The 11316-nt window shown below is 72.3% G+C and carries 10 protein-coding genes; 5 read left to right on the plus strand and 5 right to left on the minus strand.

Annotated elements, in window-relative coordinates; all coding sequences use genetic code 11:
- Window positions 1–194 precede the first annotated feature (194 nt).
- From AC2W7J_RS10065 to AC2W7J_RS10075, 3 genes are all read left to right on the plus strand, one after another.
- Window positions 195–1574: an NAD(P)/FAD-dependent oxidoreductase gene (locus AC2W7J_RS10065; protein WP_255185542.1), complete on the plus strand. Its 1380-nt coding sequence runs from the start codon at window positions 195–197 to the stop codon at window positions 1572–1574.
- A gap of 34 nt (window positions 1575–1608) precedes the next feature.
- Window positions 1609–2904: a M16 family metallopeptidase gene (locus tag AC2W7J_RS10070; protein WP_485982259.1), complete on the plus strand. Its 1296-nt coding sequence runs from the start codon at window positions 1609–1611 to the stop codon at window positions 2902–2904.
- Between the two features lie 211 nt (window positions 2905–3115).
- Entirely contained in the window at window positions 3116–4339 is a 1224-nt protein-coding gene (locus AC2W7J_RS10075) for a M16 family metallopeptidase (RefSeq protein ID WP_485982260.1), read from the plus strand.
- A gap of 1142 nt (window positions 4340–5481) precedes the next feature.
- Here AC2W7J_RS10075 and hisN read toward each other — a convergent pair.
- The 4 genes from hisN to AC2W7J_RS10095 are packed head-to-tail and all read right to left on the minus strand — an operon-like array spanning window position 5482 to window position 9291.
- Window positions 5482–6279 (minus strand): histidinol-phosphatase, encoded by a 798-nt coding sequence (gene hisN / locus AC2W7J_RS10080; protein WP_427802053.1) that lies wholly within the window; start codon window positions 6277–6279, stop codon window positions 5482–5484.
- 43 nt (window positions 6280–6322) lie between these two features.
- A complete protein-coding gene (rsgA, locus tag AC2W7J_RS10085) occupies window positions 6323–7468 on the minus strand; it encodes a ribosome small subunit-dependent GTPase A (RefSeq protein WP_485982261.1) in 1146 nt (381 codons plus the stop codon).
- Window positions 7468–8754 carry a 3-phosphoshikimate 1-carboxyvinyltransferase gene (aroA, locus tag AC2W7J_RS10090; protein ID WP_485982262.1) on the minus strand — a complete coding sequence of 429 codons (1287 nt, stop codon included), beginning with the start codon at window positions 8752–8754 and terminating at the stop codon, window positions 7468–7470. Before aroA ends, rsgA begins: the two co-directional genes overlap by 1 nt.
- Window positions 8755–8769: 15 nt before the next feature.
- Window positions 8770–9291, minus strand: a complete 522-nt coding sequence (locus tag AC2W7J_RS10095; RefSeq protein ID WP_485982263.1) for a DoxX family protein — start codon at window positions 9289–9291, stop codon at window positions 8770–8772.
- A gap of 98 nt (window positions 9292–9389) precedes the next feature.
- Here AC2W7J_RS10095 and AC2W7J_RS10100 point away from each other — a divergent pair, with 98 nt between their 5' ends.
- Both AC2W7J_RS10100 and AC2W7J_RS10105 read left to right on the plus strand, forming a co-directional pair.
- Window positions 9390–10268, plus strand: coding sequence for an SOS response-associated peptidase (locus tag AC2W7J_RS10100; protein ID WP_485982264.1), 879 nt, complete (start codon window positions 9390–9392; stop codon window positions 10266–10268).
- Window positions 10261–10884: an alpha/beta hydrolase family protein gene (locus AC2W7J_RS10105; RefSeq protein WP_485982265.1), complete on the plus strand. Its 624-nt coding sequence runs from the start codon at window positions 10261–10263 to the stop codon at window positions 10882–10884. Before AC2W7J_RS10100 ends, AC2W7J_RS10105 begins: the two co-directional genes overlap by 8 nt.
- A 78-nt stretch (window positions 10885–10962) precedes the next feature.
- Here AC2W7J_RS10105 and AC2W7J_RS10110 read toward each other — a convergent pair.
- The coding region (locus tag AC2W7J_RS10110) for a helix-turn-helix domain-containing protein (RefSeq protein WP_485982266.1) at window positions 10963–11316 on the minus strand (354 nt) is incomplete at its 5' end.

The following is an 11316-nucleotide window of genomic DNA, read 5'->3' on the forward strand; positions in this document are numbered from 1 at the left end:
CTCCCGCGGGGCGACGGCTAGGCCCTGAGTCCGCCATTGCCCAACGGCAATGCAGATCCAGGCCGCATTGCCGTTGGGCAATGCGGACTGGAGGTGGGTGGCGGCCGGGGAGGTGAGGGCTTTATCAGGTCCGGGGCGGTTGTGACCAGAGGAATAGGGGCACGATTTCTCCCTTCGGCATGGGCTGGGCCACAATGGAAGGCGTGAGCGCTAACTCTGGCAAGCACCGCGTCGTCATCATCGGTTCCGGCTTCGGCGGCCTGTTCGCCGCGAAGTCCCTGAGCGGCAAGGACGTCGAGGTCACCCTCATCTCGCGCACCGGCCACCACCTCTTCCAGCCGCTGCTCTACCAGGTGGCCACGGGCATCCTCTCCGAGGGCGACATCGCCCCGGCGACCCGCGACATCCTCGCCCGCGACAAGAACGTCCGCACGATCCTCGGCGACGTCCACGAGATCGACATCGAGGCGCGCACCGTCACCTCCCGCTCGCTGAGCCAGGAGACGGTCACGCCCTACGACAGCCTGATCATCGCCGCCGGTGCCGGCCAGTCGTACTTCGGCAACGACCACTTCGCCCGCTACGCGCCGGGCATGAAGGACATCGACAACGCCCTCGAGCTGCGCGGCCGCATCTTCGGTGCCTTCGAGCTGGCCGAGACCACGACCGACCCCGAGGACCGCGAGCGGCTGCTCACCTTCGTCGTCGTCGGCGCCGGCCCGACCGGAGTCGAGATGGCGGGCCAGATCGCCGAGCTCGCGCACAAGACGCTCGCCCACGAGTTCCGCCACATCGACCCCAAGGACGCCCGGGTCATCCTGCTCGACGGTGCCGACCAGGTGCTGCCCTCCTTCGGTGACCACCTCGGTGGCAAGACCCGCGCCAGCCTCGAGAAGCGTGGCGTCGAGGTCCAGCTCGGCGCGATGGTCACCGACGTCGACGGCGCCGGCATCGACGTCAAGTACAAGGACGGCTCGACCCAGCGCATCGAGGCCATGACCAAGGTCTGGGCCGCCGGCGTCGCCGGCTCGCCGCTCGGCAAGCTCGTCGCCGAGCAGGCCGGCGCCGAGATCGACCGCGCCGGGCGCGTCCACGTCGAGGAGGACCTGACCCTCAAGGGACACCCCGAGATCTTCCTCGTCGGCGACATGATCAACCTCAAGGGCTACCCGGGCGTCGCCCAGCTGGCGATCCAGGGCGGCCGCTACGCGGCCAAGGAGATCATCGGCCGTCTCGAGGGCAAGGAGCCGCAGGCCCCCTTCGTCTACAAGGACAAGGGCTCGATGGCGACGATCTCGAAGTACTCCGCCGTCGCGAGCATCGGCAAGATCAAGCTCACCGGCTTCATCGCCTGGCTCGCCTGGCTGGCCGTGCACCTCATGGCGATGGTCGGCTTCAAGAACCGCGTCTCCACGCTGCTCAACTGGATCATCACCTTCGTCGGCAACAACCGCAACGAGCGTGCGACGACGATGCAGCAGGTCTTCGCCCGCCGGGCGATCGAGGACCTCGGCGAGGACGCCTTCCCCGAGCTGCCGCGCACCGGTGAGCAGGAGCAGCGCGACGCCTCCTGACCCGATGCGCGCACGCGCGTCGTAAGGTGCGTCCATGCCCTTGGACTTCACCCTCGAGGACCGCACCCTCCCCAACGGCCTGCGCGTCGTCGTGCAGCCGGACGACACGACCCCGACCGTCACAGTCAACCTGTGGGTCGGGGTCGGGTCACGTCACGAGGAGCCCGGCCGCACCGGCTTCGCCCACCTCTTCGAGCACCTGATGTTCCAGGGCAGCGAGCACGTGGCCAACGGCGAGCACTTCCAGGCGCTCATGGGGGTCGGTGGCCGGCTCAACGCGACGACGTGGTTCGACCGGACCAACTACTTCGAGACCATCCCTTCGGGGGCGCTCGAGCTCGCACTCTGGCTCGAGGCCGACCGTCACGCCAACCTGCTGGCCGCGGTCAACCAGGCCAACCTCGACAACCAGCGCGACGTGGTCAAGGAGGAGAAGCGGCAGCGCTACGACAACCAGCCCTACGGTCAGGCGCTGACCCGCGTCTACGCGACGGTCTTCCCGCAGGGGCACCCCTACCACCACCCGACGATCGGGTCGATGGAGGACCTCGACGCCGCGTCCGTGCAGGACGTCCACGACTTCTTCACCCGCCACTACGCCCCGGACAACACCGTCCTGACGATCGTCGGTGACGTGACGGCCGAGCGGGCGCTGGAGCTGGCGGAGCGCTACTTCGGGCACATCGAGCACCGCGCCGAGCCGCGGCGGGCGCCGGTCGCGCCGCTGCCGCCGCTGGCGGAGCCGCTGCGGGAGGAGGTCGTCGACGAGGTCCCCAACGACCGGATCCACCTCGCCTTCCGCCTGCCTGCCGAAGGGGGTGGCACCCGTGACGAGTTCCTCGCCGCCTCGATGGCCCTGGACTGCCTCGGCGGGCTGAGCTTCTCGCCGCTGGAGCAGCGCCTCGTGCGTGAGGAGCAGGTGGCCAACAGCGTCGACGTCGGGGCGATGGGCTTCGTCGACGGCGTCTCGCTCGGGCTGGTCGTCGTCGACGTCGCCGATGGCGTCGACACCGATGCGCTCGAGGAGCGGGTGTGCGCCGAGCTGACGGCCTTCGCCGACGAGGGGCCGACGCCCGAGCAGATGGAGGCCGTGCGCACCCAGGCCGAGCGGGCCTGGCTGTCTGCGCTGGCGGCCAAGGACGAGCGGGCCGACCTCATCGGGCACTACACCTGCCTGCACGACGACCCCGGCTTCATCAACACCTTCCTCGACCGGCTGGCCGAGGTCACCCCCGAGCAGGTGCGGGCTGCCGCCGACCGGTGGCTGCGGCCGCAGAGCCGAGCCGCCGTCGTCTACCGGGTCGCCCAGGAGCAGGAGGAGGTCGCGTGAGCGAGGTCGAGAGCATGAGCACGCAGACGGGCGCCGGCAGCGAGGCGGTGGCAGGCGGCAGCGAGGCGGCGGCAGGCGGCAGCCAGCCGGTCGTCCCGCGGCCCGAGGTGACGCCGCCGGGGGAGTGGGCCTTCCCCGAGCCGCGCGAGCTGGATCTGCCCAACGGCATCCGGGCACTGGTCCACCACTGCCGGGGCAGTATGTCGTCTCGGTGCGGGTCACCGTGCCCGTGGCCCTGCGGCACGAGCCGCGCGAGGTCGAAGGCGTCGCCTGGATCATGGCGCGCCTGCTCGACGAGGGCACGAGCACGCACGGCCAGCGCGAGCTCGCCGAGCTGCTCGAGCGCCGGGGCATCGCCCTCGGTGCGGGTATGAGCGAAGCGGCTCTCGGCGTCGACGTCGACGTGCCGCAGCGGCACCTGGGCGAGGCGCTCGACCTGCTCACCGAGTGCCTGTCGGAGCCGGTCTTCGAGGAGGCCGAGGTCGCGCGGGTGACGCGCACCCGTCTCGCCGAGATCGAGCAGGAGCGCGCCTCCGCCGGGCGTCGCGCCTTCAAGGAGTGGGCCGCGACCTACTACGACGTGGACACCCGGGCCAGCCGCCCGGCGTCGGGCTCGGCCGAGACCGTTGCCGCGATCCGTCGTGAGCACGTCGTCGACTTCCACGCCACGCACGTTCACCCCGAGGGAGCGACGGTCGTCGTCGCCGGTGACCTCACCGGGGTCGACGTCGACCAGCTGCTCGCCGGGACGGTCGGTGCCTGGGAGACGTCCGGCCGCGCGGTCTCCGTCGAGCGGACCCCTGCGCCCCGCGCCGACGACGCCGCCCGGGTCGTGCTCGTCGACCGGCCGGGGTCGGTGCAGTCGGAGATCCTCATTGGCGGGCCCGGCCCGGACCGACGGGTCGAGTCCGGGTGGGCCCCCTTCCCCGTCCTCGCCTGGGTGATCGGCGGCGCGCCCAATGCCCGCATCGACCAGGTGCTCCGCGAGGACAAGGGCTACACCTATGGCATCCGGGCCGGCTTCCGCCCTCGGCAGGTGGGCTCCGCCTTCACCGTCTCGGGGTCGGTCCGCGCCGACTCGACGGTCGACTCCCTTCGCCTGCTCGCGGAGATCCTCAGCGGGGTCGGTGAGGGCTTCACCGATGCCGAGACCCGCGCCGGTGTCGACTTCATGAGCCTGACGGCGCCGGGCCGTTACGACACGGCCGACGCGATCGCCGACGAGACGAGCGGGCTGGCCGGCGACAACCTGCCGCTGACCTTCACCAGCGACATGATCGCCGCGATGCGCGAGCTCACCGCTGCCGACCTCGACGCCGCGTGGCGTGAGCACGTGCGGCCCGAGTGGACCATCGTGGTCGTCGGCGATGCCGCGCTCTACCGGGACGAGGTCGAGGAGCTCGGGCTCGGGTCGGTGACCGTCGTCGCCAACTGAGGGCCAAACCGGCCGGTGGGGCCGATGGTTGTGTGGTGAACAGGTAGCCCTGCGAGCCGGCAGCCTCTGGTGAGGCTTGCCGGCAGGCTGGGCTACCACTTCAACGCACAACCGTGTGGAGCATCTCGAGGTTGTCCACACATCGCGTCGGCCCGTGGAAGGGACCGCACCCCCCGGCTGTGCTGGCGGGATGATCTACACGAGCCGTCAGGTCCATGACCGCGTCGCTGCGCGCGCGATCCCACAGATCGTGGGGCGCGGTGAGCTGGTCCGCGCGGGCCGCTACTACGTCACGCCCGACACTGACGAAGGGGTCCGCGCGGCTCTGACAGCCGGCCTGCGCCCGACCTGTGTCACGGCGGCCGAGCAGCACGGGCTGTGGGTGCCGCCCGCAGCCGGGCTGCACGTGTACGGCCGGCGCGGGCAGGTGGGTGCCGGCTGGGTGGGCCACGGATGGCACCAGTCGTGGCCGGAGCCGAGCCCGCTCGCCTCGCCTCGGCTCCTGCTCGAGCACTCCATCAGGTGTCTCGACCCGCTCGAGGTCGGCATCCTGGCCGACAGTGCCCTGCACAACAAGCTGGTGGACCAGGACACTGTGACCGAGCTGGCCGCGACGGCGCCTCGGGGAGTCCGACGAGTACTCGAGCGGGCATCCGGCAAGGCCCAGTCGGGGACGGAGAGCAAGGTCAGGCTCTTCCTGTTGCTCCGCAACGTCAGCGTCACTCCTCAGGTGAAGATCCCGGGCGTCGGTTTTGTGGACAATCTTGCGGGTCGGCGGTGGATCATCGAGTGCGACAGCCGTCAGCACCACACGGGCAAGGACACCTACGCCAAGGACCGGGCGCGTGATCTGCGCGCGCTCGAGCTGGGCTACTTCACGACCCGGCTGACGCACGCGATGACCTTTGCAGGCTGGGGCGAGGACGTCCGCCACCCTGCTGCAGGTGATCCGGTCGGGGCGACACCTGGACCCGCCGGACCGCTGGGCGCTCTGACCATGGTTGTGTGTTGCACCAGTAGCCGTTGGTGCCGGCAGCCTCTGGTGCGTCGTGCAGGCAGGCTGGACTACCACTTCAACACACAACCAGCGGGGCCGGGGCGGCCCGAGCGGCCCGAGTGGGCGCCTGGACGAGCGAGGCTCCTCAGGCGTCCGGCGCCAGCCGCCGTAGGACCTCGTCGTGCAGCAGGCCGTTGGTCGCGACGGCATTGCCACCCCAAGGGCCGGGGGCGCCCTCGAGCGAGGTGAAGCGGCCGCCGGCCTCCTGCACGATCGCGACGAGCGCGGCCATGTCGTAGACCTCGAGCTCGGGCTCCGCAGCGACGTCGACAGCGCCCTCGGCGACGAGCATGTAGGACCAGAAGTCGCCGTACGCGCGGGTGCGCCACAGGTCGGACGTGAAGTTGAGGAAGTTGCGCGCCCGCCCGGCCTCGCGCCAACCGTCGAGCGAGCTGTAGGACAGCGAGGCATCGGCCAGCTGCGAGACCCCCGAGACGTGGATCTGCTTGGCCTGGGCGAGCGAACGACCGGTCCAGGCTCCCGCCCCCTTCGCCGCCCACCAGCGCCGGCCGAGGGCGGGTGCCGCGACCAGCCCGACGACGCAGTCCTCGCCGTCGACGAGCCCGATGAGCGTGGCCCAGACGGGGACGCCGCGTACGTAGTTCTTCGTGCCGTCGATCGGGTCGATGATCCAGCGGCGCTGCGAGTTGCCCACGCTGCCGAACTCCTCGCCGAGCACGGCGTCGCGGCCACGGGAGCGGGCCAGCTGGGCGCGGATCGCCTCCTCGCAGGAGCGGTCCGCGTCGCTCACGGGGGTCAGGTCCGGCTTGGACTCGACGACGAGGTCGGACGCCTGGAAGCGAGCCATCGTGATCCGCTCGACCTGGTCGGCCAGCACGTGGGCCAGCCGCAGGTCATCGGCGTAGGGGGAGCTGTCAGCCATCCGGTCAACGTACCGGCAGTGGTGGCCCCGGCGGGGTACCGGCTCAGCGCTCGTCGGACTCGCCGGATCGCGCTCGCAGCAGGCGGCGAAGGGAGTCCAGCCGCTGCGCCCCACCGGGCCCCGCGTGCCCGGCGGCGACCCACGCGTCGAGGGCACAGTCCGGCTCGTCGTGGGTGCAGCCGCGCGGGCAGCCGGCCTCGGCGCCCTCGGCCAGTTCGGGGAAGTGCCCGATGATCCGGTCCGGCTCGACGTGCGCCAGCCCGAAGGAGCGGATGCCCGGGGTATCGATGATCCAGCCCGCCGCGTCCGGGTCCGGCTCCGAACCCTGCAAAACCCTAGGGTCTTGCAGGGTTGAGGCGTCCGAACCCTGCAAAACCCTAGGGTCTTGCGGAGTTTCGGGCGAAGGGGGGAGGGGCGGCAGGCGCAGGCCGAGCGCGCTCGTCGAGGTGTGCCGGCCCCGACCGGTGACGTCGTTGACGTGACCGGTGGCGCGGTCGGCGTCGGGGCACAACGCGTTGACGAGCGTCGACTTGCCGACGCCGGAGTGGCCGACGAGCACCGAGACCCGGCCGGCGAGCCGACGGCGCAGCTCGGCCAGGCCGGCGCTGCCCTCGGTGAGGACCGAGGTGACGACGTGCGGGACGTCGAGCGGGGCGTACTGGGCGAGGAAGTCGTCGGCGGAGGCGAGGTCGGACTTCGTGAGCACGAGCAGCGGGTCCATGCCGGCGTCGTAGGCCGCGACGAGGCACCGGTCGATCAGGCGCGGGCGGGGCTGCGGGTCGGCGAGGGCGGCGACGACGACGAGCTGGTCGGCATTGGCCACGATGACCCGCTCGACGGGGTCGGTGTCGTCGGCGGTGCGCCGCAGCACGGTCGCCCGCTCCTCGATGCGCACGATGCGCGCCAGGGTGTCGGGCCGGCCGGAGGTGTCGCCCACCATGCCGACCTGGTCGCCGACGACGACGGGCGAGCGGCCGAGCTCCCGGGCGCGCATGGCGATGACGACCCGCTCCGGCAGGCCGTCGCCCGCGGGGACGAGCGTCGTCCACCGGCCGCGGTCGACGGCCGTGACCTGGCCGACGATCGCGTCCTCGTGCTTGGGCCGGTCCTTGGTGCGGGGGCGGGAGCCGCGGCGGTTGGGGCGCACGCGGACGTCCGACTCGTCCCAGCTGCGCGCGGACCTGCCCATCAGCCCTCCGTGGCCTCGAGCATGCCGTCCCACAGGTGGACGAACTGCGGCAGCGTCTTGCCCACCGTCGCCGGGTCCTCGATGACCGTGCCCGGCGCGCGCAGCGCGAGCAGCGCACCGGCCATGACCATGCGGTGGTCGGCATAGGTGTGGAAGGTGTTGGGGCGCAACGGCGCCGGGTCGATCCGCAGCCCGTCCTCGAGCTCGGTGACCCCCACGCCGAGGCCTCCCAGCTCGCGCGAGAGCGCGGCGATCCGGTCGGTCTCGTGGCCGCGGATGTGCCCGACGCCGCGGATGATCGAGGGCCCGTCGGCGCACGCGGCGAGAGCCGCGACGACGGGGGTCAGCTCGGCCGCGTCGTGCAGGTCGATGTCGATGCCGGAGACCCGCCCGTCGCCCGTCACCGTGAGCGTGCGCGCGTCGAGGGTGACCTCGGCGCCCATCTGGGCGAGGACGTCGCGGATCATGTCGCCGGCCTGGGTGGTGTGCCCGGGCCAGTCGGGGACCGCGACCCGGCCACCGGCGACGAGCGCGGCGGCGAGGAAGGGCGCGGCATTGGACAGGTCGGGCTCGACGGTGACGTCGAGCGGCAGCAGCTCACCGGGCTCGACCCGCCAGGTGTTGGCCTCGGAGTCGTCGACGGCGGCACCGGCATCGCGCAGCGCCTCGACCGTCATCTCGATGTGCGGGAGCGAAGGGAGCGGCTTGCCGTCGTGCACGACGGTCACGCCCTCGTCGAAGAGCGAGCCGGCGAGCAGCAGCGCCGAGATGAACTGGGAGGACGCGGAGGCGTCGAGCACGACCCGCCCGCCCCGCACGGAGCCCTGTCCCTGCACGACGAAGGGGAGCGTGGCCCTCCCTTCGTCCTCGACGGTGACGCCGAGGTCACGCAGCGCGTCGATGATCGCGGCCATCGGCCGCACCCGCGCGTGCTCGTCGCCGTCGAAGGTCACCGGGCCGTTCGCGAGCGCCGCGACCGGCGGCAGGAAGCGCATGACGGTACCGGCGAGGCCGCAGTCGACGGTGCGCCCGCCGCGCAGCGTCGCGGGGGTGATGATCCAGTCGGGGGAGGCGCCCTGGGCGGAGGCCGAGGTGGCGTCGTCGACGCCGGCGCCGAGCTGGCGCAGGGCCTGGGCCATGAGCTCGGTGTCCCGGGAGCGAAGGGGACGGCGCAGGCGTGAGGTGTCGCTGGCGAGGGCCGCGAGCACGAGGTAGCGGTTGGTGAGGGACTTGCTCCCCGGCAGCGTCACGGTCGCGTCGAGGCGACCGGACGCTGCCGGGGGCATGCCAATCAGGGCTGGTCATCGCGGGTCAGGACACCGCCTGCTTGGCCTGGAGCGCGCGAGCTTCGCCTCGCGGGCGCCGCCTTGCGGCTGGCGCGCGGTGCGCTCGACGCTCTCGCCGGCGAGCTTGGCGCGGTAGGCCACGCCGGGCTTGCCCGCGGTGTCGACCGCGGCGAGGAGCAGGCCGCCCATGAGGCTGACGTCCTTGATGAACTGCGTGAGCTTGCCGGCCTTGGCCTGCGGGTCGGACTCGGCCCAGAAGTTGTGGGTCGCCGTCGTCGGCACCATCGTGCCGAGCAGCAGCGTGGAGGCCAGGCGCGGGGCCTTGCCGGTGGCGAGGAGCGCGCCGCCGGCGACCATCGCGGCACCGTTGGCGCGCACGAGCAGCTCGGTGTCGTCGGGCAGCTGGGTCTTCGCGGCCAGGGGCTTGGTCACGGGCTCCGCGGCGGGCACGTGGGCGGCGGGGTAGCGCAGTGCGTTGATCCCGCCCCAGATGAAGATGCCGGCCAGCATGGGTCGGGCGATGCGACGAACGATCATGGGTGAGTGCTCCTTGTCGTCGTGTGGTCGCCGGGAGTCTCCCGGCGGGTACGTCTCCTACCGTAGTCGGGATCGGCCGTGGGCCTAGTCTCGGAGGCGTGTGCGGACGATATGCGGCCACGGCCAACCCCGACGACCTGATCGAGGAGTTCGAGGTCGATGCAGACCGCGTCGGCGACCCGGCCCGCTCGATCCTCAAGTCACCCCAGGACCCGCCGGCGCGCACCCCCGACTTCAACATGGCGCCGACCAAGCAGGCTCCGGTGGTCCTCACCCGCGTGCCGAAGGGGGCCCTTCGAGGCTCGGGCCCGGGGGCCCTCGCACCTCAGGAACCGGGGGTGGGGGTGCGTCAGCTGCGGCTGCTCACCTGGGGTCTCGTGCCGTCGTGGGCGAAGGAGACCGGGGTCGGCCTGCGGATGATCAACGCGCGGGCCGAGTCGGTCCTCGACAAGCCGGCCTTCGCCAAGGCGGCGGCGAGCCGCCGGTGCATCGTGCCGGCGGCCGGCTGGTACGAGTGGCAGGTCTCGCCGGTGGCGAAGGACGCGAAGGGGAAGCCGCGCAAGCAGCCCTTCTACATCCACCGTGGCGACGGTGCGCCCATCGCCTTCGCCGGCCTCTACGAGTTCTGGCGCGATCCGGCGGTCGCGGCCGGTGACGACCCCGACGCGTGGCTGACGACCTTCACGATCATCACGACGAGTGCCGACCCGGGCATGGACCGCATCCACGACCGGCAGCCGCTCGTGCTCGAGCCCGATGACTGGGCACGCTGGCTCGACCCGGCCCTGACGGACCTCGATGACGTGGGGGAGATGCTCGGTTTCGCCCAGCCGGGGCGCTTCGCCGCCCACCCGATCTCGACCGCGGTCAACGCCACGCGCAACAACGGACCAGCCCTGCTCGAGCCGGCGCCCGCGTCCGACCTGGTCGGCGTCGTCGACCCCGAGACCGGAGAGGTGATCAACCCCGATGGTTGAGCTCGAGACCCCCACGGCCCAGGGCCCCGCCCGCGTCCACCTGCACGAGGCGACGGGGACCCCCTTCGGCAGCCTGCTGCTCACGCACGGAGCGGGCGGCGGCATCGGGGCCAAGGACCTGCAGGCGATCGCCACCCGGCTGCCCGGGCTCGGTTGGCAGGTCGCGCTCGTCGAGATGCCGTGGCGGGTGGCGGGCAAGAAGGTCGCGCCCATGCCGCCGAAGCTCGATGCCGCGTGGCGCGAGATCGTCGTGGGCGTGCGGGGCTCGCTGGGGGACCGGGTGGTCTTCGGTGGTCGCAGTGCGGGCGCGCGGGTGGCCTGCCGGCTCGCCGCGGAGCTCGGGGCCGACGGGGTCCTCGCGCTCAGCTTCCCGCTCGTGCCGCCGGGCAAGGGCCCCGACAAGTCCCGCATCCACGAGCTGCTCCTGCCGGTCGAGGCCGGGCTGCCCGTGCAGGTGGTGCAGGGCGCCAAGGACCCCTTCGGCTCGCCGACGCGGTGCGAGGCAGCCTTGGGGGACAGGGCCGCCGACGTCCGCGTCGACGAGGCGCCCGGGACGCACTCCTTCACCGGCGGCGGCGCGGTCGCCGACGCCGTGGCCGACCACTGGACCCGCTGAACCCTGCACAACCCTAGGGTCCTGCAGGGTTGCGGCCGGCCAACTGCGCAAGACCCTAGGGTCCTGCAGGGTTGCGGTTCAGCGGCCGAGGGCGAGGACGAGCGCGAGCACCTCGTCGGGGTCGTTGAGCCGCTCGCCGTAGAGGTCGCGCACCTGGTTCATCCGGTAGCGCACGGTCTGCGGGTGCACGTGCAGCGACTCGGCGACGAGCTCACGTCGCCCCTGCAGCAGCAGCCACGCGCGCAGGGTCTCCATGAGCCGCTCGGCGGTGCCCTCGGCCACCTGGGCGAAGGGGGCCAGCACGGCCTCGCGCAGCTCCGCCAGGGCGGCCGGGTCGGCGTGCATCACGAGCTCCGGCAGCACGGCGTCGGTGTCGAGGACGCCCGGGCGCCGAGCTCCGACGGCCGAGAGAGCGCGGGAGTAGGACCCGGG

The sequence above is a fragment of the Janibacter sp. CFPM2_SD2 genome (assembly GCF_057364645.1).

Coding starts and splice junctions, on each gene's coding strand:
- AC2W7J_RS10070 (WP_485982259.1), top strand. CDS start 1,609: ATGCCCTTGGACTTCACCCTCGAGGACCGCACCCTCCCCAACGGCCTG.
- aroA (WP_485982262.1), bottom strand. CDS start 8,754: ATGCCCCCGGCAGCGTCCGGTCGCCTCGACGCGACCGTGACGCTGCCG.
- AC2W7J_RS10065 (WP_255185542.1), top strand. CDS start 195: ATGGAAGGCGTGAGCGCTAACTCTGGCAAGCACCGCGTCGTCATCATC.
- AC2W7J_RS10095 (WP_485982263.1), bottom strand. CDS start 9,291: ATGATCGTTCGTCGCATCGCCCGACCCATGCTGGCCGGCATCTTCATC.
- hisN (WP_427802053.1), bottom strand. CDS start 6,279: ATGGCTGACAGCTCCCCCTACGCCGATGACCTGCGGCTGGCCCACGTG.
- rsgA (WP_485982261.1), bottom strand. CDS start 7,468: ATGGGCAGGTCCGCGCGCAGCTGGGACGAGTCGGACGTCCGCGTGCGC.
- AC2W7J_RS10105 (WP_485982265.1), top strand. CDS start 10,261: ATGGTTGAGCTCGAGACCCCCACGGCCCAGGGCCCCGCCCGCGTCCAC.